General features: G+C 69.8%; 24 protein-coding genes. 13 read left to right on the forward strand and 11 right to left on the reverse strand.

The features are described 5' to 3' along the window. Window positions 1–200: 200 nt before the first annotated feature. Window positions 201–770: an MOSC domain-containing protein gene (locus PFX98_RS07935; RefSeq protein WP_285234648.1), complete on the reverse strand. Its 570-nt coding sequence runs from the start codon at window positions 768–770 to the stop codon at window positions 201–203. After that, complete coding sequence (locus PFX98_RS07940; RefSeq protein ID WP_342399176.1) at window positions 767–2,503, reverse strand: MCP four helix bundle domain-containing protein; 1,737 nt, start codon at window positions 2,501–2,503, stop codon at window positions 767–769. The genes PFX98_RS07935 and PFX98_RS07940 overlap by 4 nt, the downstream gene beginning before the upstream one ends. 307 nt (window positions 2,504–2,810) lie before the next feature. Here PFX98_RS07940 and PFX98_RS07945 point away from each other — a divergent pair, with 307 nt between their 5' ends. After that, on the forward strand, window positions 2,811–4,679 hold the full coding sequence (locus PFX98_RS07945) for a phosphoenolpyruvate carboxykinase (GTP) (protein WP_285234651.1): 1,869 nt from the start codon (window positions 2,811–2,813) through the stop codon (window positions 4,677–4,679). A gap of 89 nt (window positions 4,680–4,768) precedes the next feature. Here the strand turns inward: PFX98_RS07945 and PFX98_RS07950 are convergent, their stop codons facing one another. Beyond that, the gene (locus tag PFX98_RS07950) at window positions 4,769–5,008 is read right to left on the reverse strand and encodes a hypothetical protein (RefSeq protein WP_285234652.1); all 240 of its coding nucleotides are present in this window, start codon (window positions 5,006–5,008) and stop codon (window positions 4,769–4,771) included. A 110-nt stretch (window positions 5,009–5,118) separates the two neighbouring features. Between PFX98_RS07950 and PFX98_RS07955 the strand changes: the two genes are divergently transcribed. The 4 genes from PFX98_RS07955 (at window position 5,119) to PFX98_RS07970 (ending at window position 8,138) form a co-directional block, all read left to right on the forward strand. Then, window positions 5,119–6,075: a LysR family transcriptional regulator gene (locus PFX98_RS07955; protein WP_285234653.1), complete on the forward strand. Its 957-nt coding sequence runs from the start codon at window positions 5,119–5,121 to the stop codon at window positions 6,073–6,075. After that, window positions 6,072–6,839 (forward strand): YecA/YgfB family protein, encoded by a 768-nt coding sequence (locus tag PFX98_RS07960; RefSeq protein WP_285234654.1) that lies wholly within the window; start codon window positions 6,072–6,074, stop codon window positions 6,837–6,839. Before PFX98_RS07955 ends, PFX98_RS07960 begins: the two co-directional genes overlap by 4 nt. A gap of 10 nt (window positions 6,840–6,849) precedes the next feature. Then, window positions 6,850–7,620: a metallophosphoesterase gene (locus tag PFX98_RS07965; RefSeq protein ID WP_285234655.1), complete on the forward strand. Its 771-nt coding sequence runs from the start codon at window positions 6,850–6,852 to the stop codon at window positions 7,618–7,620. Window positions 7,621–7,715: 95 nt separating this feature from the next. Continuing rightward, entirely contained in the window at window positions 7,716–8,138 is a 423-nt protein-coding gene (locus tag PFX98_RS07970) for a universal stress protein (protein ID WP_285234656.1), read from the forward strand. 36 nt (window positions 8,139–8,174) lie between these two features. Here PFX98_RS07970 and PFX98_RS07975 read toward each other — a convergent pair whose 3' ends face one another. Further along, a complete protein-coding gene (locus PFX98_RS07975; RefSeq protein ID WP_285234657.1) occupies window positions 8,175–8,393 on the reverse strand; it encodes a hypothetical protein in 219 nt (72 codons plus the stop codon). A 270-nt stretch (window positions 8,394–8,663) separates the two neighbouring features. Here PFX98_RS07975 and PFX98_RS07980 point away from each other — a divergent pair, with 270 nt between their 5' ends. Further along, window positions 8,664–8,867: a hypothetical protein gene (locus tag PFX98_RS07980; protein WP_285234658.1), complete on the forward strand. Its 204-nt coding sequence runs from the start codon at window positions 8,664–8,666 to the stop codon at window positions 8,865–8,867. On the opposite strand, the gene PFX98_RS07985 is transcribed toward PFX98_RS07980, so the two are convergent. Beyond that, window positions 8,792–9,775, reverse strand: coding sequence for a LysR family transcriptional regulator ArgP (locus PFX98_RS07985; RefSeq protein ID WP_285234659.1), 984 nt, complete (start codon window positions 9,773–9,775; stop codon window positions 8,792–8,794). The two genes, PFX98_RS07980 and PFX98_RS07985, sit on opposite strands and share 76 nt — an antisense overlap. A gap of 161 nt (window positions 9,776–9,936) precedes the next feature. Between PFX98_RS07985 and PFX98_RS07990 the strand changes: the two genes are divergently transcribed. Next, window positions 9,937–11,250 carry a D-amino acid dehydrogenase gene (locus PFX98_RS07990; protein ID WP_285234660.1) on the forward strand — a complete coding sequence of 438 codons (1,314 nt, stop codon included), beginning with the start codon at window positions 9,937–9,939 and terminating at the stop codon, window positions 11,248–11,250. 56 nt (window positions 11,251–11,306) lie between these two features. After that, window positions 11,307–12,614 carry an Hsp70 family protein gene (locus tag PFX98_RS07995; protein ID WP_285234661.1) on the forward strand — a complete coding sequence of 436 codons (1,308 nt, stop codon included), beginning with the start codon at window positions 11,307–11,309 and terminating at the stop codon, window positions 12,612–12,614. A 20-nt stretch (window positions 12,615–12,634) separates the two neighbouring features. Here the strand turns inward: PFX98_RS07995 and PFX98_RS08000 are convergent, their stop codons facing one another. Together PFX98_RS08000 and PFX98_RS08005 are read right to left on the reverse strand one after the other, a co-directional pair. Then, window positions 12,635–13,369, reverse strand: coding sequence for a YecA/YgfB family protein (locus tag PFX98_RS08000; protein WP_285234662.1), 735 nt, complete (start codon window positions 13,367–13,369; stop codon window positions 12,635–12,637). Between the two features lie 177 nt (window positions 13,370–13,546). Continuing rightward, window positions 13,547–14,491: a LysR family transcriptional regulator gene (locus tag PFX98_RS08005; RefSeq protein WP_285234663.1), complete on the reverse strand. Its 945-nt coding sequence runs from the start codon at window positions 14,489–14,491 to the stop codon at window positions 13,547–13,549. 101 nt (window positions 14,492–14,592) lie between these two features. Between PFX98_RS08005 and PFX98_RS08010 the strand changes: the two genes are divergently transcribed. Continuing rightward, window positions 14,593–16,110 (forward strand): CoA-acylating methylmalonate-semialdehyde dehydrogenase, encoded by a 1,518-nt coding sequence (locus PFX98_RS08010; protein WP_285234664.1) that lies wholly within the window; start codon window positions 14,593–14,595, stop codon window positions 16,108–16,110. A gap of 133 nt (window positions 16,111–16,243) precedes the next feature. After that, window positions 16,244–17,878: a GGDEF domain-containing protein gene (locus PFX98_RS08015; protein ID WP_285234665.1), complete on the forward strand. Its 1,635-nt coding sequence runs from the start codon at window positions 16,244–16,246 to the stop codon at window positions 17,876–17,878. A 9-nt stretch (window positions 17,879–17,887) separates the two neighbouring features. Here PFX98_RS08015 and PFX98_RS08020 read toward each other — a convergent pair whose 3' ends face one another. Then, on the reverse strand, window positions 17,888–19,060 hold the full coding sequence (locus PFX98_RS08020; RefSeq protein WP_285234666.1) for a GGDEF domain-containing protein: 1,173 nt from the start codon (window positions 19,058–19,060) through the stop codon (window positions 17,888–17,890). Next, window positions 19,057–20,208, reverse strand: coding sequence for a GGDEF domain-containing protein (locus PFX98_RS08025; protein ID WP_285234667.1), 1,152 nt, complete (start codon window positions 20,206–20,208; stop codon window positions 19,057–19,059). The genes PFX98_RS08020 and PFX98_RS08025 overlap by 4 nt, the downstream gene beginning before the upstream one ends. 85 nt (window positions 20,209–20,293) lie before the next feature. On the opposite strand from PFX98_RS08025, the gene PFX98_RS08030 reads away from it, so the two are divergent. Beyond that, window positions 20,294–21,055: an SDR family oxidoreductase gene (locus PFX98_RS08030; protein ID WP_285234668.1), complete on the forward strand. Its 762-nt coding sequence runs from the start codon at window positions 20,294–20,296 to the stop codon at window positions 21,053–21,055. Here PFX98_RS08030 and PFX98_RS08035 read toward each other — a convergent pair. After that, window positions 21,052–21,990, reverse strand: coding sequence for a septal ring lytic transglycosylase RlpA family protein (locus tag PFX98_RS08035; protein ID WP_285234671.1), 939 nt, complete (start codon window positions 21,988–21,990; stop codon window positions 21,052–21,054). The genes PFX98_RS08030 and PFX98_RS08035 overlap by 4 nt on opposite strands. A 119-nt stretch (window positions 21,991–22,109) precedes the next feature. Between PFX98_RS08035 and PFX98_RS08040 the strand changes: the two genes are divergently transcribed. After that, entirely contained in the window at window positions 22,110–22,808 is a 699-nt protein-coding gene (locus PFX98_RS08040) for a fumarylacetoacetate hydrolase family protein (protein WP_285234672.1), read from the forward strand. Window positions 22,809–22,821: 13 nt separating this feature from the next. After that, window positions 22,822–23,694 (forward strand): carboxylating nicotinate-nucleotide diphosphorylase, encoded by an 873-nt coding sequence (gene nadC / locus PFX98_RS08045; RefSeq protein WP_285234673.1) that lies wholly within the window; start codon window positions 22,822–22,824, stop codon window positions 23,692–23,694. A 15-nt stretch (window positions 23,695–23,709) separates the two neighbouring features. Here the strand turns inward: nadC and PFX98_RS08050 are convergent, their stop codons facing one another. Beyond that, window positions 23,710–25,692, reverse strand: coding sequence for a hybrid sensor histidine kinase/response regulator (locus PFX98_RS08050; RefSeq protein ID WP_285234674.1), 1,983 nt, complete (start codon window positions 25,690–25,692; stop codon window positions 23,710–23,712). Between the last annotated feature and the right edge of the window lie 18 nt (window positions 25,693–25,710).

Here is a 25,710-nt window from a genome sequence, read left to right on the forward strand (position 1 = left end):
GCGCCGCCCGCACTCGCGTGCGGGCCAGCGTTGCAACAACGCGTGGCCCGCTGAGACGAGCCTTCCCGCAGGGTTGGGGCCAGAAAGGCCGCAGGCCGCGTTGCAAATCCTCGCCGGGTGTCCAACCCGGCTGCGGTTTGCGCCTTGCCTGCGGCCTTTCTGGCCGACAACGCGACCCATTGGCGTAGTGTTAACAGGCCCTAGCCCTTCATCCTGGCGCGGAACAGCTCGGGGATGGATAACTCGCGCGGCCCCGGCAGCAGCTCGAAAGTCTCGCCGGCGGCCAGCTCGCCGGGGATCTTCACCGCCAGGTAGAAGCCGCACCAGAGGCTTTGCGCCATCAGCTTGGCGGCCTTGTTGAAGCCCATCACGGCGTTGAACTTGAAGCAGGGGAAGCGCGGCTCGCTCACCAGCAGCTCGACGCCGCCGGCAAAGCGCAGGGTGTCGCCGATGAAGGCGTCCTTCTCGAGCAGGCCGCTGAGGGTGAGGTTTTCGCCCAGCGACCCGGGCGGCAAGACCTGGCCCCAGGCCGCCACCTGGGCCTGGGCGCGCACCGTCTGCCAGAACTCGTAATGCTCGCTGGGGTAGGCGTAGACGGCCTTGGACAGGCCGCCGTGCACGCTGGGGTCGGCCTGCTCGTCGCCCTCGAGGCCGAGGGTGGCGAGCGCCACGGCGCCGCCGCGCGGCGTCTTGCGGATGCCGGTGAGCACGCTGCGGCCATCGATGTCCATCGCGCTGGCGCGGCCGGTGTTCAGGCTGAGTAGCTTCATGGGCGGGGTTCGGGTGGGTTGTGGGCGGCGGCATTGTCGCCAGTAGCCGCGCCGCCGCCGGAGGCAGCCAGGGCCTGGGCGGCACGCAGCTCGGTGATGTCGACGCTGGTGGCCAGCACGCAGGGCTGGCCCTGGTAGTCGAGCAGCACGGCGTCGACCAGCGAGTGCAGCAGCCTGCCGCTGCTGCTGCGCACCTGGCCTTGCAGGGAGCGCACCCGGCCGTCGCGCTTGAGCAGCTCATTGAACTGCGCCTGATCGGCCGGCAGCAGGCCCACGCCGAGGCTGGACAGGCGCTTGCCGAGCAAGGCCTCGCGCGGCAGCTCGTAGCGCTGGCAGAGGCGCTCGTTGAGCTCCAGCACCTCGCCCGTGTCGGCGCGCGCCAGCACCGCGGACACCGGCGAGGCGTGGAACAGCGCGCTGAACAGGGCCTGGTGCTGGCGGGCCTCGGCGAGCGCCTGCTCGCGGGCACGCTCGCGGTCGAAGTTGTCGAGCGCGAACGACACGTCGGACACCATCTCGTCCAGCAGGGCGAGTAGCGCCTCATCAAAGAAGCCGGCTTCCGGCGCCAGCAGGCTCAGCGCACCGATCGGCTGGCCGGCGCGGCGCAGCACCAGCGCTGCCATGGCTTCGACCCCGGGCGGTATCAGGGGCGCCGCGGGCTGCAGCAGCTGCGGGTCTTGCATGGCCCGGTTGCTGATCACATGGCGGTTCTGCGAGATCGCCTGGGTGCTCAGCGAGCTGGCGCCGAAGCGCGACTGCAGCGCCCAGCGCTGCGGCACGCCCGGCATCAGCAGTTCCGCCGGCCCATGCAAGGCGGTGCGCACGAATTCCTTGCCGTCCAGCAGGACCACGCTGGCCAGACTGGCGTGGCCGGTTTCGACGCAGATGCGGCACAGCCCGGCATACAGCGCCGACACGTCGGCGGCGCCGTGCACGATCAGCTGATTGGTCTCGGACAATGCCTTGTAAAAGCGCTGCAGGCGCAGGCGTGCCGCCAGGGCATGCGCCTGCTCGTCGGCATAGCGACGCCACAGGCCGTAGGCCATGGCCGCCCCCAGGGCGCCGGTGCCGAGCAGCAGGCCCAGCGTCAGCCAGGCGGTGCGCGCCAGCGCGTCCTGGCCATCCTCGGATTGTTGGCGCGCCACCACCAGCTGCACGTCGGCGAGTTCGCTCAGCAACCGCCCCAGCGGCAGATCGGCCTGGCGCAGCTCGCCTTGCAGTTGCCGGGCGGCTTCCGTCATCGCATCGCCGCGCGGCAGGCCGGCCAGCTTGTCGGCCTGCGCCAGCACGCGGGCCAGCAGCGGCTCGGCGCGCGCCACCAGCTGGCGCTCGCGCTCGACCAGCTGGGTGCGCTTGTACTCGGCCCAGTCGCGGCGGGCGGCCTGGCTGTTCACGGTGAGCTCACTGCGCGCGCGCTCGACGTCGTCGCCCTCGAGGAGGCGGCCGACGCTCAGCAGGTTCGCCGCCAGCAGGTTCTGCTGTATGCGCTGCAGCTGCTGCATCGGCAACAGCCGGTCTGCATAGAACGAATCCAGGCTGGCCGATAGCTGGCGCAAGCGCCACAGCCCCCCGGCGCTGAGCAGCGTCATGGCCGCGACGATGGCGACGAGCAATGCCGTCAAACGCCACTTGATGTCCAGACCCTTCACGCTGCTGCAATCTCCTGATGCGGTGGCGTGATTGTGATCGCAGTCGCGGAGGCGGCCGTTCGTGACAAATGTCGCCCAAAGCACGATTGCCGATAAGGGCCCCCGGAAGTGCGCATGAACTCATTCGGGAAATGCATAACCACGCCTGCTCGGGTGGTTACGGCATGGTTACATTGGGGTGACAATCCACTGTTCGGGCTCTTCACCGAGGCCCGGAACCCCGCCGGCCTCATCCAGGTCCGGCGTGCCTTCAGAGCAAGCTGCCCCATCTCAGGTAGTGCAATGAGCGGCATTGGGCCAGGCCCGGCCCGCGACGCCCGTCTTCCACGACGCCGGCAGCCGCCCTCCGAGCTTGGCCCAATTCTGCTTTTTATATTGAATGGGACTTGCCATGAACCAACCCGTGATGGAAGGGCTGCGCCTGAACGTGCCGGCCTATGTGAAGCACCAGCGCCTGATCGCCTGGGTGGCCGAGATCGCCGCGCTGACCCAGGCCCGCGATGTCTATTGGTGCGATGGCAGCCAGGAAGAGTACGACCGCCTGTGCCAGCAACTGGTGGATGCGGGCACCTTCAAGAAGCTCGATCCCGTCAAGCGCCCCAACAGCTTTCTGGCCTGCAGCGACCCCAGCGACGTGGCGCGCGTGGAAGACCGCACCTTCATCTGCTCGGCCAAGCAGGAAGACGCCGGCCCGACCAACAACTGGATGGCCCCGGCTGAGATGCGCGCCCTGCTGCAGACCGGCGAGAACGCCCTCTTCAAGGGCGCGATGAAGGGCCGCACGCTGTACGTCGTGCCCTTCAGCATGGGCCCGATCGGCTCGCACATCGCGCATATCGGCGTGGAGCTGTCGGACAGCCCCTATGTGGCGGTGAACATGCGCATCATGACCCGCATGGGCCGCGCCGTGCTGGACGTGCTGGGCAGCGATGGCGCCTTCGTGCCCTGCGTGCACACCGTGGCCGCGCCGCTGGAAGCCGGCCAGGCCGACGTGAAGTGGCCCTGCAACAAGACCAAGTACATCGTCCATTACCCCGAGACGCAGGAAATCTGGTCCTACGGCTCTGGCTACGGTGGCAATGCGCTGCTGGGCAAGAAATGCTTCGCGCTGCGCATCGCCTCGACCATGGGCCGCGACCAGGGCTGGCTGGCCGAGCACATGCTGATCCTGGGCCTGACCTCGCCCGAGGGCAAGAAGTACCACTTTGCCGCCGCCTTCCCGAGCGCTTGCGGCAAGACCAATTTCTCCATGCTGATCCCGCCCCAGACCTTCAAGGGCTGGAAGGTCACCACGGTGGGCGACGACATCGCCTGGATCAAACCGCATAGCGATGGCCGCCTCTACGCCATCAACCCCGAGGCCGGCTACTTCGGCGTGGCGCCCGGCACCAACACGCTGACCAACTTCAACTGCATGGCCAGCCTGCACCGCGACGTGATCTTCACCAACGTGGCGCTCACCGATGATGGCGACGTGTGGTGGGAATCGATGACCGAGACCCCGCCCGAGCACCTGATCGACTGGCAGGGCAAGGACTGGACGCCGGCCATCGCCAAGGAAACCGGCGCCAAGGCCGCGCACCCGAACGCACGTTTCACCGTGGCCGCCACCAACAACCCGGCGCTGGACCCGGATTGGAACAACCCCGAGGGCGTGGCCATCGACGGCTTCATCTTCGGCGGCCGCCGCTCCACCACCGTGCCCCTGGTGACCGAGGCGCGCGATTGGGTGGAAGGCGTCTACATGGCCGCCACCATGGGCTCCGAGACCACCGCTGCGGCCGCCGGCCAGCAGGGTGTGGTGCGTCGCGACCCCTTCGCCATGCTGCCCTTCATGGGCTACAACATGGCCGACTACTTCCAGCATTGGCTGGATCTGGGCAAGAAGCTGCAAGCCTCGGGTGCCACTCTGCCCAAGATCTACTGCGTCAACTGGTTCCGCAAGGGCGCCGACGGCAAGTTCGTCTGGCCCGGCTATGGCGAGAACATGCGCGTGCTGAAGTGGATGCTGGACCGCGTGACCGGCAGCCAGTCGGGCGAGGAGCATGCCTTCGGTGTGACCCCGCGCTACGAGGACATCAACTGGGACGGCCTGGCCTTCAGCAAGGAGCAGTTCGACGTCGCCACCCGTATCGACAAGGCCGACTGGGCCGCCGAGCTGAAGCTGCACGACGAGCTCTTCGCCCAGCTGGCCTACCACCTGCCGACCGAGCTGCCGGCCACCAAGGCCAGGATCGAGGCGCGTCTGGCGGCCGAATAAGGCCCGGCATGGCGGTTCGCGCCGCCACGCACGCGCAAAAAAGCCCGCTCAATGAGCGGGCTTTTCTTTTGCTGGGCCGGTGCCTGCGATCAGTCGCGACGGCAGTTGGCGGCGCGCAGTTCGGCGGCAAACGAGGGCATGCTCTGCTCGTATTCCTGGGCCAGGGCCAGCAGTTCGCGCTCGGCGCGGGCTTCGGCGGCGGCGGCCAGGCGGGCCTTGACCGAAGCGATCAGGCTCAGCCAGAGGCGGGCGCCGATGGAGGTGAACGAGGCGCCGTGGCTCACAGTACGGTAGGACGGCAGACCGAAAGTTTGGGTAGCGACGCTCATGGCGGTTCCTTGCGTTGATGACTCTGTTGGAGTCGATGGCGAGAGTATCGGGTTAACCCTAGACATGAGGCAAATGAATTGTCTGAATTTGCTATATAAACAGCGCGAATATGAGTTTCCGAAACCTCGACCTCAACCTGCTGCGCGTCTTCGACGCCGTGATGGCCGAGCGCAACCTCACCCGCGCGGCCGAGCGCCTGGCGATGAGCCAGCCGGCGGTGAGCCATGCGCTCAAGCGTCTGCGCGAGGCCCTGGGCGAGGAACTGTTCCTGCGCCAGGCCTTCGGCATGAAGCCCACCTCGCGCGCCGAAGGCCTGTGGCCCGAGGTGCGCCATGCGCTCGAGCGCCTGCGCGCCGTGCTGGACCCGAGCGAGTTCGACCCGCAGGCCGAGGACTACACCTTCCAGATCGCGATGGCCGACGCCACCGCCGCCCTGGTGCTGCCGCCGCTGGTGGCCGATCTGGAGGGCTCGGGTGCGCATGCCCGCATCCATGTGTTGCCGCTCACCACGCGCGACCCGCGCGGCCTCCTGGAGCAGGGCGAGGCCGATTTCGCGCTGGGCTACTTCCCGAACGCGGTGGCGGCCCTGCAGGCGCAGGGGCCGATGGCCTCGATACGCCAGCACCGCCTCTATGACAGCGCCTACGTCTGCGTGATGCGCCGCGGCCATCCCCTGGCCGGCGTGCCGCTGACGCTGGACGGCTACTGCGCCGCCCACCATCTGCTGGTGAGCTTTTCGGGGCGGCCGCACGGCTTCGTCGACGAGGCCCTGGCGGCGATGAACCGCAGCCGCCGCATCGTGCTGACGGTGAACCAGTTCTTCACCGCGGGCCGCATCGTGGCGCAGTCCGATCTGCTGACGGTGCTGCCGGCCTCCTTCGTGGAGGCGACCGGCTACAAGCAGGACCTGGTCGAGCAGCCCCTGCCGATTGCACTCTCGCCGGTGCATGTGGACATGCTCTGGCATCTGCGCAACGAGGACCGCAGCGCGCAGCGCTGGTTGCGCGGGCGGCTGATCGCCGCGGCGGCCCAAGCGGCGACAAACACGGCGACAATCGGGCGATGAGCAAGACCGCCGACCTGACCGATGCCGAGTTCGAAGAACTCGATGAATTGCTGGCCACCACGCCGGCCCCGCTGCAAGCCCTCGATGCCTCCATGCTCGACGGCTATCTCTGTGGCGTGTTGGTGCAACCCCGCCTGATCGAGATCGATGAGTGGCTGCCCAATATCTTCGACTATGACGGCGGCCTGCTGCCCGAGAGCGTCGATCCCGCCTGGCTGGCGCGCATCCGCGAACTGGTGGCGCGCCGCCATGCCGCGCTGAACCGCGCCATGGTGGAAGACGGCTGGTTCGACCCCGTCGTGCTGGACCTCGACGAGCAGGCCCCGGTGGACCCGCCGCCCCCCGAGGGCGAGGACGCCGAGCAGGCCCAGGCGCGCGCCACCTACGAGGCCATGGGCCCGATCTCGCGCACCCTGATGCCCTGGGTGGCGGGCTTCCAGCATGCCGCGCTGTGCTTCCCCGAACTTAGCGAGATGGACGATGACGCGGTGATGGCCTCGCTGGCCCGCCTGTACCGCCATCTGCCGGCCGAGACGCCGGAAGAGAAGGAAATCGTCGCCACCCTGGACCGCGAGCATCCGCTCAAGGATCTGGACGATGCGATCGAGGAGCTGGTGGTGACCGTGGCCGACCTTTGCGACCTCACCGAAGCGCACCGCTACAAGGTGGAGAGCATCCGCCGCGACACGCCCAAGGTCGGCCGCAACGATCCCTGCCCCTGCGGTTCCGGCCGCAAGTACAAGCAGTGCCACGGCGCCAACTGACGCCCGGCTGATGCGCTTGCAATTGCTCTCGGACCTCCACCTGGAGACCGAGACCTTCGAACCCCGGCCCGCGCCCGGCGCCGAAGCCCTGGTGCTGGCCGGCGATGTGGACAGCGGCTGGCGCGGGTTGGAGGCCTTCAAGGGCTGGCCGGTGCCGGTGCTGTTCGTGCCCGGCAACCACGAGTACGACGGCCGCGATGTCGACGAGGCACGGCGTGGCTTGCGTGCGCTCTCCGACCGCCTGGGCTTTCTGTGGCTGGACGAGACCGAGCTGCTGCTGAGCGATGGCCAGGGCCGGCAGCTGCGCTTTCTGGGCAGCACGCGCTGGAGCGATTTCGAGGTCTTCGGTGCCGCGCAGCGCGAACGCACCATGCGCGCGGCGGGCTACTTCCAGCGCGTCATGGCGGCCACGCGTGCGGGTCAGCCCTTCGACGCCGAGGCGGTGCGCGCCGAGGCCCTGCGCTGCAAGGCCTGGCTGCGCGAGAGCTTGCAGCGGCCGCCGGCCGGCGTTGCCGCGACCGTGGTGGTGACGCATTTCGCGCCCAGCCTGAAGAGCGCCGACCCGCGCTATGGCCGCCAACCCGGCACCGGCAGCTTCTGCAACAACGACGAAGACCTGCTGCCGCTGGCCGATCTCTGGCTGCACGGCCATCTGCACTGCCGCTACGACTATCGTTTCGACTATGGAACGGGCAGCACCCGCGTGGTCTGCAATGCGCGCGGCCTGGCGCACAAGGGTGAATCGCAGGGCTGCGACGCGCTGTTCTGTGTGGACGTCTAGCCACGCTGTCTTGAGCGGCGTCAAGGAGGGCGGGCCGCGCTGTGCCAGACTGAAGATGGTGGGCCTGCGTTCAGGCCCGGATGCAAGGAGAGGCCATGAAGATTTTGATCGCTGTCGACGGCAGCAGTTATTCCAAGCGCATGCTGGCCTATCTGGCCGCCCACGACGAATGGCTGGGCGATGCCCACCGCTACACCGTCGTGCATGCCGTGGCGGCGATTCCGCCGCGCGCCGCGGCGGTGCTCGACAAGGCCGTGCTCAAGGGCTATTACGAGGACGAAGCCGAGAAGGTGCTGAAGCCCATTCGCAGCTTCTTCGACAAGCAGCGCATCAAGGCCGAGTTCGTCACCAAGGTCGGCCCCGCGGCCGAAGCCATTTCGGCACTGGCCGGCAAGGGCAAGTTCGAAATGGTGATGATGGGCTCACATGGCCACAGCAGCATCGGCAACCTGGTGCTGGGCTCGGTGGCGACCAAGGTGATGTCGCAATGTGAAGTGCCGGTGCTGCTGATCCGCTGAACGTCGGCCCGCGCTCGCGATGAGCGCGGCGTGGCGTCAGGAGCTGCGGCGAGAGAGCCAGGCCAGCGGCGATTCGGTCGCGGTCTTGGCGCGCTCGGACTCCAACTCGTAGCTGGGCGCGCGGTAGTCCTGCAAGCCGGCATCGCCTTCCAGCGTGGCCTCCATGCCGAAGGCGGTGCCCAGATCGGCGGGCTCGGGGACATGGTGGGCGACCGGGGTGCGACGGAAGAAGCGCAGTGCTGGAGCGAATCGCATATCACACCTCGACAGGGCTGGATTCAGGAAGGCACGGCCCTAGTGTGCGCCGGACGCTGCCGCTACAAATCCCCAAATTGGGTGGTCATGTCCGCTTAGTTGGAAAAAACGCACGGCGCGTAAGACTTTGTGAAAGCCACTGCCAGCGGGGCCGTCCCGCCGGGGCGGCGCAAAGACATCACTACCCACCAACGTAGGATTTGCCACGGCCTTGCATCTGACTATGCTCGGCCTCCCGATGTGACTTGTTCACGGCTCAAGGGCCGCCTCATGAATCTGCCTGTTCTCAAATGTGTGGCTGCCACCGTCATCGCCTCGACGGTGGGCAGCGCGGCCTGGCTGGCCAGCCAGTTGCCCGGCATGGACGCCGCTGCCGGCCTGCATCTGGCCGATGCCGCTCAAGCCGAGCGCCGCTTGGCCTTGCCGCCGGGGCCGGCGGCGTCCGAACCCTCGGCCGGCCCGAGCGCGCGCTGAGCGCCACTGGCCAAGGCCTGGCCGATCTGATCCAGCAAGGCCACCCGCAAGGGCGCGGATACCAGCTCCGAGCCCAGCTTCCATTGATGCCAGTAGAGCGTGACGTCCACGCTCAGCTCGGGCCTCAAGGCCACCAGCTCACCGCTTCTTAGCAGGCTGCGCACCTGCAGTTCGGGCACCACGCCGATGCCCCAGCCCATGCACACGGCGCGCACGCGCGCCTCGCTGGAGGGCACATAGCGCTCCTGCAGCCGCGGCGCCTTCACGCCAAAGGCCTTGCTGACCCATTGCACCTGATCGTCATCCTTGCGGTTGAAGACCAGGAAGGGTGCCTGCGCAAAATTGGCCGCGGTCAGCCCCTGAGGCAGGCGCTCGCGCAGAAAGGTCGGGCTGGCCACGGCGATGTAGCGCATCAGCCCCAGCGGCCGCACCAGGCAGCCGCGCAGGGCCAGCTTGACGGTGCTGACACAGCCCAGCACCTCGCCTTGGCGCAACCAGTCGTGCGTGAAGTCCTGGTCGTCGACGATCAGCTCCAGGCCGAAGCCCTCCTGCAGCCCCGCCTGCACCAGCGGGTCCAGCGCTGGCAGCACCCAGGTGGCCAGGCTGTCGGCATTCACCGCGATGGCGATGCGCTCATGGGGCGCCACGCGCGTGCCCAGCTCGCGCGCCACGTCGGTGCGCAGGGCCTGCAGCTGGCGCGCAAAGCGCAGCAGCACCTTGCCCGGCTCGGTCAGGCGCAGCGGGCGCGAGCGCACCACCAGCAACTGGCCCACCTGAGCCTCCAGGCTGCGTAGGCGCTGCGATACCGCGCTCTGCGTGATGGCCAGGCGCTGGGCGGCGCGCTCGAAGCCGCGCTCATCGGCCAGCGCGGCCAGGCAATCGAGGCCGGCGGAGTCCAGGTCTTTCATAAGTACTTCTAATGTAAGACTAGAAATATGAATGTGGCTTCTGATAAACACGGAGCTTGATGACAATCCGCCGTCCCCTGATCTTGGTCAACGTAGCGCTCCAGTACGGAGCCGCCTTGGCCGAAACACAGATAGCCCTGGGTTCGCTGTAGGAGTCCCACATGAAAGTCGTCGTTCTGGGTGCTGGCATCATCGGCGTGAGCACCGCCTGGTATCTGCTGGAGCAAGGCCATGAGGTCACGGTGGTCGACCGTCAGGACGATGCCGCGATGGAGACCAGCTTCGCCAATGGCGCGCAGATCTCGGTGAGCTTCTGTGAGCCCTGGGCCAATGCCGGTGCGCCCTTCAAGGTGGCCAAGTGGCTGCTGCGCGACGACTCGCCGCTGCTGTTCCGCCCGCGCCTGGAGCCGGCGCAATGGCGCTGGGGCCTGAGCTTCCTGACCCAGTGCACCACGGCTGCCTTCGAGCGCAATGTCGAGCAGCTGGTACAGCTGGGCCGCTACAGCCATGAGTCGCTGAAGAGCCTGGTGGCCCAGACCGGCATCGAGTACGAGCGCCTGGAGCGCGGCATCCTGCATTTCTTCTCCAGCCAGGCCGACTTCGATGCCGGTGCGGCCGGCGCCGAGGTGATGCGCCGCCACGGCGTGGACCGTCGTGTGCTCAACCGCGCGGAGGTGCTGAAGGTCGAGCCGGCGCTGCGCAGCTTCGGCAACAATATCTTTGGCGGCACCTTCACACCCAGCGACGAATCTGGCGATGCGCGTGTGTTCACGCAGAAGCTGGCCCAGCTGTGCCAGCAGCGCGGCGCCACCTTCCACTACGGCCATGACGTGCTGGCCCTGCAGCGCGAGGGTCAGTCCATCGCCGGCGTGCAGATCGCCGATTGCCGTAGCGGCCAGAAGCGCACGCTCAAGGCCGATGCCTATGTGGCGGCGATGGCCTCCTACACCCCGGCGCTGCTGAAGCCCCTGGGCGAGTGCCTCAACATCTATCCGGCCAAGGGCTACTCGGCCACCCTCAAGCTCAAGAAGCCCGAACAGGCCAGCGTGGTGAGCCTGCTGGACGACACCCGCAAGATCGCGATCTCGCGCCTGGGCGACAGCATCCGCATCGCCGGTACCGCCGAGCTGGTGGGCATGGACACCAGCCTGGACACGCCCACCTCGCGCACCCGTTGCGATGCGCTGGTGAAGCGCTACGAGGAGCTGTTCCCCGGCGTGGCCGACCTGGGCGAGCGCAACTACTGGACCGGCCTGCGCCCCAGCACGCCCACCAACATCCCCTACATCGGCCGCAGCCGCAAGGCCGCTAACCTCTGGATCAACGCCGGCCACGGCACGCTGGGCTGGACCCATGGCGCCGGCTCAGGCCATGCGCTGTCCGAGCTGATCTGCGGTCGCCGGCCCGAGATCGAATTCAATTTCTACGGCGACGCGCTGCCGGCCCGCCGCATGCACAGCATGGCCCCGGCCTGAGGCCTGGAGGCGGGGCTCGCTACAATCCGCGCCCCGCTCTCCATCCGCCCGCCGCCATGCCATCGCCCGCTTCCTTCTGTGCCATCGACTTTGGCACCTCCAATTCGGCGATTGCGATCCCGCGCAGCGACGGCCCGGGCATGCGCCTGGTGGAGCTGGAGCCCGGCCATCTCACCATGCCCACGGCGGTGTTCTATTTCGTCGAGGGTCGGCACGATGCCGACGGCCCGCCGCGCGCCTTTGGCCGTGCCGCGGTGGCCGCCTATGTGGAGGGCACCGACGGCCGCCTGATGCGCTCGATGAAGAGCATCCTCGGCTCCTCGCTGATCGACCAGACCACCGATGTCGGTGGCGGCCGCGGCGTCAAATACTTCGACATGCTGGCCGGCTACCTCAAGCGCCTGCGCAACAGCGCGCTCGCGGCGGGCGCCCGCGCGCCGCTCAACAAGCTGGTGCTGGGTCGGCCGGTGTTCTTCGTCGACGGCGAGCCGGCGCGCGATGCCGCCGCCCAGGCCTCGCTGGAGGCCGCCGCCCATGCGGTGGGCTTTGACGAGGTGCATTTCCAGTTCGAGCCGATCGCGGCCGCCTTCGACTACGAGAGCCAGACCCAGCACGAGCAGATCGTGCTGGTGGCCGACATCGGCGGCGGTACCTCGGACTTTTCGCTGGTGCGCGTGGGCCCCGATCGCATGCAGCGCCTGGACCGCCGCGACGACATCCTCGCCAACCACGGCGTGCACATCGCCGGCACCGATTTCGACCGCCATGTCGAGCTGGCCAGCATCCTGCGTGAGCTGGGCTACCGTTCGCTGGGGCCCGAGAAGCCCGGCCAGGTGGCGCGCGAAGTGCCCAGCGGGGTCTATTTCGATCTGGCCACCTGGCATCTGATCAACACCGTCTACAGCCCGCAGCGCAGCGCCGAGCTGCGCAGCATGAAGAGCTTCTACGGCAATCCCGTGCATCACCAGCGCCTCATGACGGTGGTGGAAGACCGCCTGGGCCATGAGCTGGCCGCGCGCGCCGAGGACGCCAAGATCGCCGTGGCCGGCGGCGGCGATACCCAGATCGACCTGGGCCTGGTGGAGACGGGCTTGCGGGTGGAGCTGGGCGAGGCCGAGGCCCTGCAGGCCCTGCGCGCCGACATCGAGCGCATTGCCCAGGCCGGCCGCGAAACCGTGGCGCAGGCGGGCCTGCAGCCGGACGATGTGGATGCGCTCTACTTCACCGGCGGCTCCACCGGCCTGCGCGTGCTGGCCGAGCGCATCGCCGCCGACTACCCCAAGGCGCGCGAGGTGCGCGGCGACCGCTTTGCCTCGGTGGCCACCGGCCTCGGCCTGCACGCGGCGCGCTTGTTCACGCGCTGATCACCAGCCGAGCGCCGGCCTTAGAAGCGGCGCCGCTGCGGCGGGCCCTTGCGGGCCGGCGGCCGCTTCGGGCTTGGCTGGGCCGGCTGGGGCCTGGACACATCGGCCAGCAGCAGGGTGGCGCTCACCAGGCTTTCCACCGCCTCCTCCAGATCGGCGGGCGGCTCCAGGGTCTCGATCTCTTCCAGCAACTCGTCGGCGTCTTCCAGATCGTCCGCGTCCAGGTGCATATAGATCGCGGCCAGCGGCTCCAGCAGCTGGGCGGCATCCAGGCGCATCAGCTCGGGGAACAGCTCGGTGGCGAGCGCGAAGCCGGCCACCCAGGGGAACACCACCTCGGAAGGGTCGGCCTCGTCCTCTAGCTCGAACACCCAGGGGTCGAACCACTGGCGATCGACGATGGCCAGGTTGAGCTCGCGATGGCGGCGGCGTATCAGCTCGAACAGCTGCTCGCCGTTGTAGCTGGGCGGCGGCTTGCGGCCCTCGCTGTCCAGCACATGCGGCGCCCAGTCGGACATGGCAATGGGCTTGGGCTGCAGCAGCACGCCGATCAGATAGCCGTCCAGCATGCTCACGTCCAGGGGCTCCAGCGGCGCCGGCACCTTGTCGAGCAGGGCCTGCAGCTGCTCCAGCTCGCCGTCGCTGAGCGGCTCGGCGGGCTTGCGGGCTTGCGGCGCCGGCTTGGTGCTTGCGGTGGGCCGGGCCGGACGAGGCGCGGGGCTGGGCTTGCGTACGGGCGGCTTGGCAGCGTTCATGGCCACATTATCAAGGCTCGGCCATCCCACCTCGTGGGGATGGCGAAACCCAGGGTTGGGCCCTAGAGTTCGACCCAAGCAAGCCGCAAGGCGAGCAGCAGTCCCAACGACGTCCTTGATTCAAGGACTTTGCAACGCCCGAGCAGTTCGCTGCTTGGGCGTCCTTTTTTGTGCGCGTCAGAAGCCCTTGCCCAGGGCCGCGCGCAGGTGTTCGATCAGGAGCCGCACCGGGCGCGGCGTGGTGCTGCTCCAGGGGTGGATGGCGTAGATGCTGTCGCCGAAGAAGCCGGCCGGCCGCCATTGCGGCAGCAGCTCCTGCAGGACGCCGCTTGCCAGTGCCGGTGCGGCGCTGAAGTCGGGCAGCAGGGCCACGCCCAGGCCGGCCAGTGCGGCATCCCGGATGATTTCGCTGTTGCCGGCGCGCAGCGGGCCCTGCACGGGCACCCGCACGCGCTCCGGCGCCCTGGCCGAGCCATGTTCGAAGTGCCAGACCGCCGGGCCCGAGCGCAGATAGGGCAGGCAGGCATGGGCCGCCAGCTCGGCCGGATGGGCGGGCGTGCCGGCGCGGGCCAGATAGGCCGGCGCCGCCACCAGCATGGCGCGCGAGGCGCAGAGCTTGAAGGCCACATGGGTGTCGGGCGGCGTGCTGGTATGGCGGATGGCCAGGTCGAAGCCCTCCTGCGCCAGCGCCGCCAGCCGGTCCGACAGGTCCAGCTCGATGCGGATCTCCGGGTATTGGGCGAAGAAGCCGGGCAGGGCGGGCGCCACATGCTGGCGCCCCAGCGCCACCGGCGCGGTCACGCGCACCAGGCCGCGCGGCTGGCCGGCGGCGTCGCGCGCCGCACCGAGGCTGCGCGCAATATGGTTGAAGCTGGCCTCGGTGTCCTCGACCAGGCGCTGGCCGGCGTCCGAGAGCCGCACCGAGCGCGTGGTGCGCGCCACCAGGGTGACGCCCACGGCGCGCTCCAGCTCGGCTATGCGCTGGCTCACCGCGGCCTTGGACAGGCCCAGGCGCTGCGCCGCCTTGGTGAAGCTGCCGGTATGGGCGATCACGGTGAGGGCGTGCAGCTGGCCCCACAGCAGGTCTTCACGCAGGGCGGGCTTCGGCAGGGCTGGGCTCATGATTGTTCAGATTATCAAACAATCAAGTCAGCAAAAGCGGATTGGCAGGGCGGGGGGCCAAGCCTAGACTGGCTGCATTCGATTTCCATTGGAGTCCTGCCATGAGCACCCCCGCCTACAGCGCCAGCGCCGACCTCACCCACTACATCAACGGCCGCCCGCAGGCCGCCAGCTCGGGTCGCTCGCAGGCGGTCTACAACCCGACCACCGGTGCGGTGGCGCGCCAGCTGCAACTGGCCAGCAGCGAGGATGTGCTGAGCGCCGTGGCGGCCGCCAAGGCGGCCTTCCCGGCCTGGGCCGATGCGCCGCCGCTGCGCCGCGCCCGCGTGATGTTCAAGTTCCTGGAGCTGCTCAACCAGCACAAGGACACGCTCGCCGCCATGATCACCGCCGAGCATGGCAAGGTCTTCACCGACGCGCAGGGCGAGGTGGCGCGTGGCATTGACATCGTGGAATTCGCCTGCGGCGCACCGCAGCTGCTGAAGGGTGATTTCACCGAGCAGGTCTCGACCGGCATGGACAACTGGACGCTGCGCCAGCCCCTCGGTGTGGTGGCCGGCATCACGCCCTTCAACTTCCCCTTCATGGTGCCGATGTGGATGGCGCCGCTGGCCATCGTCACCGGCAATACCTTCATCCTCAAGCCCAGCGAGCGCGACCCCTCGCCCAGCCTCTTCATCGCCGAGCTGTTCAAGCAGGCCGGCCTGCCGGACGGCGTGTTCAATGTGCTGCAGGGCGACAAGCTGGCGGTGGACGGGCTGCTGAACCACCCCGACGTGAAGGCAATCAGCTTCGTCGGCTCCACGCCCATTGCCCAGTACATCTACGAGACCGGTGCCCGCAATGGCAAGCGCGTGCAGGCCCTGGGCGGCGCCAAGAACCATATGGTGGTGATGCCGGATGCCGACATCGAGCAGGCGGTGGACGCCCTGATCGGCGCCGCCTATGGCTCGGCCGGCGAGCGCTGCATGGCGATCTCGGTGGCGGTGCTGGTGGGCGATGTGGCCGACAAGATCGTGCCCAAGCTGGCCGAACGCGCGCGCGCACTGAAGATCAAGAACGGCATGGAGCTGGACGCCGAGATGGGCCCCATCGTCACCCGCGAGGCGCGCGACCGCATCGAGAACTACATCGGCATCGGCGTGGAAGAGGGCGCCAAGCTGGTGGTCGACGGGCGCGGCCACAAAGTGGCCGGCCTGGAGCACGGCTTCTTCACCGGTGGCACCCTGTTCGACGAGGTGAAGCCCAGCATGCGCATCTACAAGGAAGAGATCTTCGGCCCGGTGCTGGCCTGCGTGCGCGTGCCCGACTTCGCCCAGGCGGTGGAGCTGGTGAATGCGCATGAGTACGGCAACGGCGTGGCCTGCTTCACCAGCGATGGCAATGTCGCGCGCGAGTTTGCGCGCCGCATCCAGGTGGGCATGGTGGGCATCAACGTGCCCATCCCCGTGCCGATGGCCTGGCAGGGCTTTGGCGGCTGGAAGAAGAGCCTGTTCGGCGACATGCACGCCTATGGCGAGGAGGGCGTGCGCTTCTACACCAAGCAGAAGAGCATCATGCAGCGCTGGCCGGCCAGCATCGGCAAGGGCGCCGAGTTTGTGATGCCCACCAGCAAGTAAGAAAGCGCGCGCGGCCGCCACCGCGTGCGAATCTCGCACGGCGAGTGGCAAAGGTCATGGGCCGGCGGGTCGGGCCGGCGGCTTGTAGGGGAGGAATCGGCTACGCTCGCCGCTTGTGACCACCTGTAACCCGATGTCCAAGCCTGCCGAGCTGTCCGCCGAGCAAATCGCGCAATGCCTGGAGCAGGCGCGCGCGGCCCAGCGCGATGCCCGGCTCGAGGAGGGCCTGGCCCTGGCCGAGCAGGCCTGGGCCGCCAGCCAGCAGCAGGCCTATCTGGCCGAGCAGGTGGAGGCCGGGCGCCTGCGCAGTTTTTTCCGCTTCCGCCGCGGCGACCTGCCTGGCATGCTGGCGGCCGGCCAGGAGGTGCTGCCCCTGATGCGCCCGCTGGGCGCCCAGCCCGGCATCTGCGAGCTGCTGCGCTGGATGAGCCTGGCGGCCTCCGAGATCGGCGATTTCGAGACCGGCCTGGCCTGCGCCAACGAGGGCTGCGCGCTGGCGCAGGAGCTCGGCGAGGTGCGCATCCAGGCGGTGGCGCTGAACGCGCTGGGCGCCTGTTTCGAGCGCATGGGCGATCCCTGGCAGGCCGAGCGCCTGATGAACGAGGCCGCGGCCCTGGTGCGCGACCAGGCCACGCCCTACGAGCATGTGGTGACCTTCAACAACCTCTGCAGCGTCGCCCTCGGTGCCTATCACCTGATGCGCGACAGCGGCAACGATGCCGCCTGCCGGCAGGCGCTGGAGCGCGGCCTGCACTACGCCCGCGAGGTGCGCCCGCATGCGCGCGAACATGGCGACCGGTTCGCGCTCGCGCTCACCGACGGCAACCTCGGCGAGGTGCTGATGCTGCTGGGTGCGCTGGACGAGGCGCAGAGCTTTCTGGACGCGGCGCTCGAGCAGGCGCAGAGCCTGGGCTACCAGAACCTGGCCTGGCGCACGCGCTGCTCGCTCGCCGAGCTGATGCTGGCGCGCGGCGAGGTGCGCGAGGCCTGGCACATCGTGCAGGCCCTGCAGTCCGACGCCGCGGGCGCGCTGCCGGCCTTCATCGCGCTGCGCCTGCATCACAACGCCTTCCGCGCCGCGCGCGCGCTCGGCCGCAGCGACGATGCGCTGGCGCACCTGGAGTGCTACCAGCGCCTGGAGCGCCAGCGCAGCGTGGCCCAGCTGATGGCGCAATCGCGCTTCTTCGTGACCCGGCTGGAGGCCGAGCAGGTGCGTGCCCAGGCCGAGCTCGCCAACAGCGCCGTCGATGCGCTCACCGCCAAGGCGGTGGAGCTGGAGGCCCATGTGCAGCGCGACCCGCTCACCGGCCTGGGCAACCGCCGCTGCCTGGCATCGCGCATGCCGGCCCTGATGGCCGAGGCCGAGGCGCGCGGCCGGCCGCTCACCCTGGCGCTGATCGATGCCGATCACTTCAAGAGCGTGAACGACCGCCATGGCCATGCCGTGGGCGACCAGGTGCTGCAGGTGCTGGCCCAGATGCTGCGCGACAACACGCGCAGCAGCGATCTGCTGCTGCGTTATGGCGGCGAGGAATTCCTGGTGGTGTTTCCAGACACCGTGGCGGACCGCGCCTTCGAGGTCTGCGAGCGCCTGCGCGCGAATGTCGAGAACTATGGCTGGGACGAGCTGGCGCCGGGCCTGCAGGTCAGCCTCAGCATCGGCCTGGCGAGCGCGCCGCCCTATTCCACCGACATGCTGATCGCGCGCGCAGATGCGGCCATGTACCGCGCCAAGCACCTGGGCCGCAACCGCGTCGCGCTCGCCTGAGCGGCCGCGTCAGGCGCCGCTGGCCTGCACCACGTTACGGCCCTGCGCCTTGGCCTGGTAGAGCGCGCGGTCGGCGCGCATCAGCACCTGCTCGGCGCTGGCGTCCGCCAGGCTGGCCTCGGCCACGCCGAAGCTGGCCGTCAGGGGGCAGGTCTTGCCATCCCAGCTGAAGCCGCAGGCCTCCAGGTTCACGCGCATGCGCTCGGCCACCAGCAGCGCGCCCGCCAGCCCGGTGTCGGGCAGCAACGCGCAGAACTCCTCGCCGCCCAGGCGGCCGAGCCGGTCGACCGCGCGCACGCAGGGCTTGAGCGCCTGCACCAGGGCCTGCAGCGCGGCATCGCCGGCGGCATGGCCATGGCTGTCGTTGAGCTGCTTGAAGCGGTCCATGTCCACCATCACCAGCGCGTAGGGGGCGCCGCGCTGCAGGCGCGCATGCTCATGGTCCATCGCCTCGGCCAGGGCGCGGCGGTTCAGTGCGTCGGTGAGCGGATCGCGGCGGGTGAGGCGCTGGATGCGCAGGATCAGGCGCATCAGCACGAAGAAGGCCATGGTGGCGTTGAGCACCAGATTGAGTGCCAGCGTCGACCACAGCCAGGCGATGTTGAAGCTGCTGCTGGCGCGGATGTCGGGCGTCACGCCCGGCGCCAGCCAGGCCTCCAGCAGGCGCACGAGCAGCAGGCCGGTGACGATGAACAGCGGCGCGGCCAGCGTCGCCGAGAGCGCGCGCCGGACGCGCTGGCGCAGCAGCCGGTAGGCATTGCAGGCCGAACTCAGGCACAGCGCCGACATGCTGGCATAGACCACCATGCTGTGGCGGTGCAGGTCGCCCTCGTAGGGCATCAGCAGCAGCGCTAGCGCGGCCGCGCCCACCAGCAGGGCCGGCCATGCCATGCGCGGCGTTTCGTCCGAGATCCAGGGCACGGCCACGCAGAGCAGGCCGAAGCCCAGCAGGCCCAGCACGTCCGATCCCCAGTAGCTCAGCAGATCGGGCGCCAGGCCGCGCAGCGCATGCGTGCCCAGCGCCCCGGCCAGCAGCAGATTGGCGGTGGCCAGGCACAGCGAGGCGCGCGGCGTGACGCGCATGCCGGTGGCGAACAGCCACCACACCACCGCGGCGAAGAAGAACACCAGCACGATCGCCGCCAGCAGCGTCTCGGGGTCGGTGGCGGGCAGCGGCATCATGCTTGGGCGGCGCAGACGCGGTTGCGGCCCTGGGCCTTGGCCTGGTAGAGCTGGGCGTCGGCCAGCCCCAGCCCGATGCGGCCGCTGGCGTCGTCGCTGTTGCCGGCCGCCAGGCCGAAGCTGGCGGTGAGGGTCTGGCTGCGGCCCTGCCAGACAAAGGGATTGGCCTGCAGGCGCGCGCGCAGGCGCTCCGCCACCTCCACCGCGGCGGCCAGCGGGGTATCGGGCAGTAGCAGGCAGAACTCCTCGCCACCCATGCGGCCCAGCACGTCCACGTCGCGGATGCCCTGGCGCAGCAGCTCGGTCAGGTGCACCAGGGCGGCATCGCCGGCGGCATGGCCGAGGCTGTCGTTGACGCGCTTGAAATGGTCCACGTCCACCATCAGCAGGCTCAGCGGCCGGCCACGCCGTACCTGGGCCTGCAGCTCGACCAGGCGCTGCTGCAGCGCGCGCCGGTTCAGCGCGCCGGTCAGGGTGTCGGTGCTGGTGAGCTGGCCGATGCGGGTGATGAGGCGGTGCAGCAGCAGCGCGACCAGGCCCATGCTGATGCACAGGCACAGCAGCAACCAGAGCGCGGCCAGCAGCGGGCTTTGCTGGCGCGGATGCAGCAGCAGGGTGCTGCCGCCGCCCAGCAGGCCCCAGGCCGCCAGCACGCGCAGCACATTGACGCCCGCCAGCGCCGCGAAGGGCGCCGACATCAGGCTCGTCACCAGGGTGCTGAAGCCGGGCGCGGCGCCGATCAGCACGTCGCGGAAGATGATCATCGCCAGCAGCGCCATCGCCACCGAGGTCGGCACCAGGCTGGCCCCGCCCTCGCCGCTCAGCGCCTGCCACAGCAGCAGCAGCGCGGTGAGGCCGACGATGGCGATGATGTCCCAGCGCGCCTGGCTCAGCCGCATCAGCTGGCGCACGCCCAGCGCCAGCAGTGCAGTGGCCAGCAGCTTGAAGGCATCGGCCCACCAGCCCGACCACGGCGTGAGCGGCAGCGGCAGCAGCGCCGGCACCAGGCTCAGATGGGCGCCGGCCACCAGCCAGGCGGCGCGCGGCGCGAGCCGGAACAGCAGCGCCAGCGCCGCCCAGACCAGGGCGCCGAAACAATTGAACACCACCGTGACCATCAGGAGGGTGGGGGCGTCGAGGGGCTGCATGGAGACGGTGGCGGGTTGCGGACCATCATCGCAAAGTCCCATGCCGGCGTACAGCCCGCCGGGAGGCTTGCCGCAGAATACCGGCATGCCCACGCAAGCCCTGACCCCCATCACCCTGATCACCGGCGCCAGCCGCGGCATCGGTGCTGCCACCGCCCGCCTGCTGGCGGCGCGCGGCCACGATCTGGCGCTCAACTACCGGCGCGACGCCGGCGCCGCCGAGGCCCTGGCCGCCGAGTTGCGCGCGCAGGGGCGGCGCGTGCTGACGCTGGCCGCCGACGTGTCCGATGCCGGGCAGGTGCTGGCCATGTTCGAGCGCATCGATGCCGGGCTGGGCCGGCTCACCGGCCTGGTCAACAACGCCGGCATCGTGGCGCCGGCGGCGCGCGTGCAGGACATGAGCCCGGTGCGCATCGAGCAGATCTTCCGCGTCAACGTGCTGGGCAGCTTTCTGTGCGCCCAGCAGGCGGTGGCGCGCATGAGCCGCCGGCAGGGCGGGGCGGGCGGCGCCATCGTCAACGTCTCCTCGCGCGCCGCCCAGCTCGGCTCGCCCGGCCTCTATGTGGACTACGCCGCCAGCAAGGGCGCGATCGACACCTTCACCCTGGGCCTGGCGCGCGAGGTGATCGACGAGGGCATACGCGTCAACGGCGTGCGCCCGGGCATCATCGATACCGAGATCCATGCCAGCGGCGGCATGGCGGACCTGCTGCCCGGCGCCGTGGCCGGCATCCCGATGCAGCGCATGGGTCGCGCCGAGGAGGTGGCCGAGGCGATTGCCTGGCTGCTCTCGGACGCCTCCAGCTACACCGTGGGCAGCATGCTCGATGTGGGCGGCGGACGCTAGCGCCGCTCCACCACCACCGGCGTGAGCGCGAGCGCCAGGCGCACGCGCTCGGCCGCCGCCCGCGCATCCTCGCGGCTGGCATAGGGCCCGGCCTGCAGGCGATGCAGGCTGCTGTCCTTGAACACCGCCAGCAGCGGCGCCATCCAGTCCAGCTCCTTGACCAGCTTCTGGCGGAACTGCTCGGCGCCGTCCAGGCGCGCGAATGCGCCCAGCTGCACCCAGAAGCCCGGGGCGGCGGCGCGCGCCGGGGCGGCCGGCGCCGGGGTCAGGTCTTGCGCTGCGGCCAGCTGCGCCGTGGCCAGCCGTTCGGGTGCATCGCTGGCCTCGGCGGCGGCATAGACCGGCGCGTCGCCCTCCTTGCCGCGCTGCCAGGCGCCACTGCGGATGTCCTCGTAGGTGATGCGCTCCAGCTCCACCGGGGCGACGCCGCGCAGCAGGTCCAGCTTGAGCGCGGCGGTGTAGCTGAGGTCGATGATGCGGCCGGGGTGGAAGGGCCCGCGGTCGTTGATGCGCACGATCACCTCGCGGCCATTCGCCGGGTTGCGCACCCGCGCGTAGCTGGGGATGGGCATGGTGGCATGCGCGCCCGTCATCGCATACATGTTGTAGACCTCGCCGCTGGAGGTGGGCCGGCCATGGAACTTCTTGCCATACCAGGAGGCCAGGCCGCGCTCCACCAGCGGCTTGTCTTCGGTGATCGGCTCATAGCGCTGGCCCAGCACCTCGTAGGGCTTGTTGGGGCCGCCCTTGCGGATCGCCTCCAGCTGCGGCGCGGCGTCGGGCACGCGCTGCAGATCGGCGGGTGGGTTCGCCTCGGGGCCATCGCGGCCGGCCGGCCAGGCTGGCCCGGCATTGGGCGCCGGCGAGCGGCTGGCGCAGGCCGCCAGCAGCAGCAGCGGCAACAGGATCAGCGCATGGCGGTGCGGATTCAACATGGCCGCAACCCTAGCCGATCCCGCGCCGCTTGGCGAGTGCGGCATGCGTGCTCTCCACATGGCCGCCACGCCGCCCAGCCACTATGCTTTCGCGACTTCCCTGCCGGAGATCCCGAGACATGAGCGATTACATCTTCCCGCCCGCCCCCCAGCCCAGCGTGGCGGTGCACGGCAGCGAGGCCCGCTACGCGGTGGCGCGCATCTTCTGCGTGGGCCGCAACTACGCGGCGCATGCGCGCGAGATGGGCGGCAATCCGGACCGCGAGCCGCCCTTCTATTTCACCAAGCCGGCCAGCGCCTTGGTGGCCTCGGGCGCGACCATCGCTTACCCGCCCGGCACCAAGAACTACCACTACGAGATGGAGCTGGTGATCGCGATCGGCGCACCAGTCTTCAAGGTCACGCCCGAGGTGGCCAGGGCCGCCGTGTGGGGCTATGCCGCGGGCCTGGACATGACGCGCCGCGACCTGCAGGCCGAGGCCAAGGCCGCCGGCCGCCCCTGGGACACTGCCAAGGGCTTCGAGCAGAGCGCCGTGATCACGCCGCTGACGCGCGCCAGCCGGCTGGGCGAGCTGAAGTCCGGCGCCATCACGCTGGCGGTGAACGGCACCGAGAAGCAGCGCGGCGACCTCGCCGACATGATCTGGAGCGTGCCCGAGATCGTCGCCAACCTGTCGCAGTACTACCACCTCCAGCCCGGCGACCTGATCTACACCGGCACGCCCGAGGGCGTAGGGGCGGTCAAGCCGGGCGACGTGATCAGCGGCGAGATCGCGGGCCTGGACCGGCTGAGCCTGACAATAGCGGATCCCGAGTAAGCCCACATCGCCCATGTTTGACCACGACGAAACCCTGGCCGAGGCGCGCGAGCGCAATATCCGCGATGCCCTCTTCGAGGACATCGGCCGCTGCGACTGGACCGCCCAGCTGGTGCCGGCCGGGCGCCGCGTGAGCGCCCATGTGCGGGTGCGCGAGGATGCGGTGCTGTGCGGGCGCGACTGGTTCGAGGGCGTCATCCGTGCGCTCGACGCCGGCAGCCGCATCGAGTGGTGCTACGAGGAGGGTGCGCGCATGGGCGCCGACACCCTGGTGTGCCGCATCCAGGCCGATGGCCGCGCGCTCCTGAGCGCCGAGCGCCCGGCGCTCAATTTCTTGCAGCTGCTCTCCGCCACCGCCACGCTGACGCGCGCCCATGTGGATGCGATCGCCGGCGCCAGCCCGAATCCGCGCGGCTGCGCGGTGCTGGACACGCGCAAGACCATCCCCGGGCTGCGCCTGGCGCAGAAGTACGCGGTGCGCGTGGGCGGCGGCGCCAACCAGCGCCTGGCCCTCTATCACGGCATCCTCATCAAGGAGAACCACATCGCCGCCGCCGGCGGTGTGGCCGAGGCCCTGCGCGCGGCGCAGGCGCTCAACGCGGGCGTGGACATCCAGATCGAGGTCGAGAGCCTCACCGAGCTGACGCAGGCGCTGGACGCCGGCGCGACCAGCGTGCTGCTGGACAACTTCAGCGAGGCCATGATGATTGATGCGGTGCGGCTGAACGCCGGCCGCGCCCTGCTCGAAGTCTCGGGCGGCGTGGCGCTGGAGCAGCTGCGCTGGATCGCCGCCACCGGCGTCGATCGCATCTCGATCGGCCGCCTCACCAAGGACGTGAAGGCGGTGGACTACTCGATGCGGGTGGAGGGGCCGGTCGCCGCCTGAGGCCGCTCAGCCCGTTCAGCCCGACAGCACCTCGCGCAGCGCTCGCAGCAGCTCGGCCTTGGTGAAGGGCTTGTCCAGGCTGAGGCAGCGCGTCTGGTCGAGAAAGGCGCGTGCGCTGGGCGAGAGCGTGTCGCCGGTGACGAACACCATGCGCTGCGCCAGCTGCGGGTCGCGCGCGCGCACCGCGCGCCACAGCGCCGCGCCGTCCACATCGGGCATGCGCAGGTCCGAGACGATGGCGTCGAAGCGCGCCTCCTTCAGCAGCTCCAGCGCCACCGCGCCCGATTCGGCGATGGCCACCTCGTAGCCGGCGCTGTCGAGGAAGTCGTGCATCAGATCGGCGATCTGGCTTTCGTCGTCCACCACCAGCACGCGCGCGGTGCTGCCGGCGTCCAGTGCGTCCAGCGGCGCCTGCTCGGAGACCGGGCCGGCCTGGCCGCTCAAGGGCAGGCTCAGGCGGAAGGCGGCGCCCTGGGCGCTTTCCTCCAGCACCAGGCTGCCGCCATGCTCGCGCGCGATCGAGCGCGATACCGCCAGCCCCATGCCGGTGCCCACGCCCTCGGCCTTGGTGGTGAAGAAGGGCTCGAAGATGCGCTCGCGCAGCGCCGCCGGCACGCCCGCGCCGCTGTCCAGCACGCGCAGCCAGATGCGCGGCTCGCGCTCGCTGCGGCGTGCCTCCACCCCGGTGCTGACGCGCAGACGGCGCGGCCCGTCGCCGTTGACCAGCGCCTGCTGCGCGTTGACGAGCAGGTTCAGCACGATCTGGCCGATCTGGTCGGGGTCGGCGCTGACCTCGGGCAGGGCCGGCGCGAGCTCCAGCATCACCTCGATGCCGTGCGAGCGCAGGCCGTACTGCAGCATGTCAACCGCGGCCTGCACCAGGTCGTTGAGCGCCACCGTGGCGCGCGTGCTGGGCCGCTGGCGTGCCATATTGAGGAAGGCGCGCACGATGCGGCCGCAGCGTTCGGCGGCCTCGCGGATGCGCTGCGCATCGGCCGCCACCGCATGGCCGGCGAGCTTCTCCTCCAGCAGGCTGGCGCGGCCCATCACGATCGCCAGCGGGTTGTTCAGCTCATGCGCCACGCCGGCCAGCAAGCTGCCCATGGCGGTGAGCTTCTCGCTCTGGCGCAGCGCATCGCGCTGGCGTTCGATTTCGGCCTGGGCGCTCTGGCGCTCGGTGAGGTCGAACATCGAGGCGGTGTAGAAGGTCTGGCCGCCGACGCTGGTGCGCCACAGCACCATCTCGACCGGGAATTCGCTGCCGTCGGCGCGCAGCGCGGCCAGCTCCATGCGCTTGCCCAGCACGCGCGCCGGCCCGCCGCTGCTGACGCGCCGCATGCCCTCGTCATGCGCCTGCCGGTAGCGCGGCGGGATGATCACCTCGGACACCGGCCGCCCCAGCGCGGCGGCGCGCGCCACGCCGAACATCTGCTCGGCCGCCGGGTTGAACTCGACCACCACGCCGCGCTCATCGGTGGAGACCAGGGCCGCCAGCGCGTGGTCGACGATGGCCGACTTGAGCACCTGGCTGGCCTCCAGCTCCTGCAGCTTGGCGGAGAGCTCGGCCTCGCGCTGCTTCAGCGCCGTCCAGTCCAGGCTGATGACGATGGTGCACTGCTGCGGGTCATGCGCCGGGCCCACCGGGATCAGCTGCTCGCGCATATAGCGGCGGCCGCGCCCGGCCAGGGTGATCCAGCCCTCCCAGGAGGTGGGTTGGCCGCGCTGCAGGCGCGCGCGCAGCGGCGCGTAGGCGGCATAGGCCTCGTCGCCGATCACGCGCCGGATCGTCTGGCCCAGCACCTGCTTGGGATGCAGGGCGGTGAAGGCGAAGAACTCGTGGTTGGCGTAGACCAACTGCTCCTCGCGGTTGAGCAGCACCACGCGCGCCGGGATCGCCTCCAGCAGGGCCTGCAGCAGCGGCAGGCCGCCGTCCTGCAGCAGGCCCAGCTCGCCGGCGCCGGGAGCAGGGTCAGGTCGGGGCGTGAGAGGCTCGGTCATGCAGGGGCTCCATGGCGG

This window comes from Paucibacter sediminis (assembly GCF_030254645.1).
Lineage (GTDB): Bacteria > Pseudomonadota > Gammaproteobacteria > Burkholderiales > Burkholderiaceae_C > Paucibacter_B > Paucibacter_B sediminis.

Bases quoted from the DNA above. Each gene is read 5' to 3' on its own strand.
- PFX98_RS07935 (WP_285234648.1), bottom strand. From the start codon at position 770: ATGAAGCTACTCAGCCTGAACACCGGCCGCGCCAGCGCGATGGACATC.
- PFX98_RS07945 (WP_285234651.1), top strand. From the start codon at position 2,811: ATGAACCAACCCGTGATGGAAGGGCTGCGCCTGAACGTGCCGGCCTAT.
- PFX98_RS07950 (WP_285234652.1), bottom strand. From the start codon at position 5,008: ATGAGCGTCGCTACCCAAACTTTCGGTCTGCCGTCCTACCGTACTGTG.
- PFX98_RS07955 (WP_285234653.1), top strand. From the start codon at position 5,119: ATGAGTTTCCGAAACCTCGACCTCAACCTGCTGCGCGTCTTCGACGCC.
- PFX98_RS07960 (WP_285234654.1), top strand. From the start codon at position 6,072: ATGAGCAAGACCGCCGACCTGACCGATGCCGAGTTCGAAGAACTCGAT.
- PFX98_RS07965 (WP_285234655.1), top strand. From the start codon at position 6,850: ATGCGCTTGCAATTGCTCTCGGACCTCCACCTGGAGACCGAGACCTTC.
- PFX98_RS07970 (WP_285234656.1), top strand. From the start codon at position 7,716: ATGAAGATTTTGATCGCTGTCGACGGCAGCAGTTATTCCAAGCGCATG.
- PFX98_RS07975 (WP_285234657.1), bottom strand. From the start codon at position 8,393: ATGCGATTCGCTCCAGCACTGCGCTTCTTCCGTCGCACCCCGGTCGCC.
- PFX98_RS07980 (WP_285234658.1), top strand. From the start codon at position 8,664: ATGAATCTGCCTGTTCTCAAATGTGTGGCTGCCACCGTCATCGCCTCG.
- PFX98_RS07985 (WP_285234659.1), bottom strand. From the start codon at position 9,775: ATGAAAGACCTGGACTCCGCCGGCCTCGATTGCCTGGCCGCGCTGGCC.
- PFX98_RS07990 (WP_285234660.1), top strand. From the start codon at position 9,937: ATGAAAGTCGTCGTTCTGGGTGCTGGCATCATCGGCGTGAGCACCGCC.
- PFX98_RS07995 (WP_285234661.1), top strand. From the start codon at position 11,307: ATGCCATCGCCCGCTTCCTTCTGTGCCATCGACTTTGGCACCTCCAAT.
- PFX98_RS08000 (WP_285234662.1), bottom strand. From the start codon at position 13,369: ATGAACGCTGCCAAGCCGCCCGTACGCAAGCCCAGCCCCGCGCCTCGT.
- PFX98_RS08005 (WP_285234663.1), bottom strand. From the start codon at position 14,491: ATGAGCCCAGCCCTGCCGAAGCCCGCCCTGCGTGAAGACCTGCTGTGG.
- PFX98_RS08010 (WP_285234664.1), top strand. From the start codon at position 14,593: ATGAGCACCCCCGCCTACAGCGCCAGCGCCGACCTCACCCACTACATC.
- PFX98_RS08015 (WP_285234665.1), top strand. From the start codon at position 16,244: ATGTCCAAGCCTGCCGAGCTGTCCGCCGAGCAAATCGCGCAATGCCTG.
- PFX98_RS08020 (WP_285234666.1), bottom strand. From the start codon at position 19,060: ATGATGCCGCTGCCCGCCACCGACCCCGAGACGCTGCTGGCGGCGATC.
- PFX98_RS08025 (WP_285234667.1), bottom strand. From the start codon at position 20,208: ATGCAGCCCCTCGACGCCCCCACCCTCCTGATGGTCACGGTGGTGTTC.
- PFX98_RS08030 (WP_285234668.1), top strand. From the start codon at position 20,294: ATGCCCACGCAAGCCCTGACCCCCATCACCCTGATCACCGGCGCCAGC.
- PFX98_RS08035 (WP_285234671.1), bottom strand. From the start codon at position 21,990: ATGTTGAATCCGCACCGCCATGCGCTGATCCTGTTGCCGCTGCTGCTG.
- PFX98_RS08040 (WP_285234672.1), top strand. From the start codon at position 22,110: ATGAGCGATTACATCTTCCCGCCCGCCCCCCAGCCCAGCGTGGCGGTG.
- nadC (WP_285234673.1), top strand. From the start codon at position 22,822: ATGTTTGACCACGACGAAACCCTGGCCGAGGCGCGCGAGCGCAATATC.
- PFX98_RS08050 (WP_285234674.1), bottom strand. From the start codon at position 25,692: ATGACCGAGCCTCTCACGCCCCGACCTGACCCTGCTCCCGGCGCCGGC.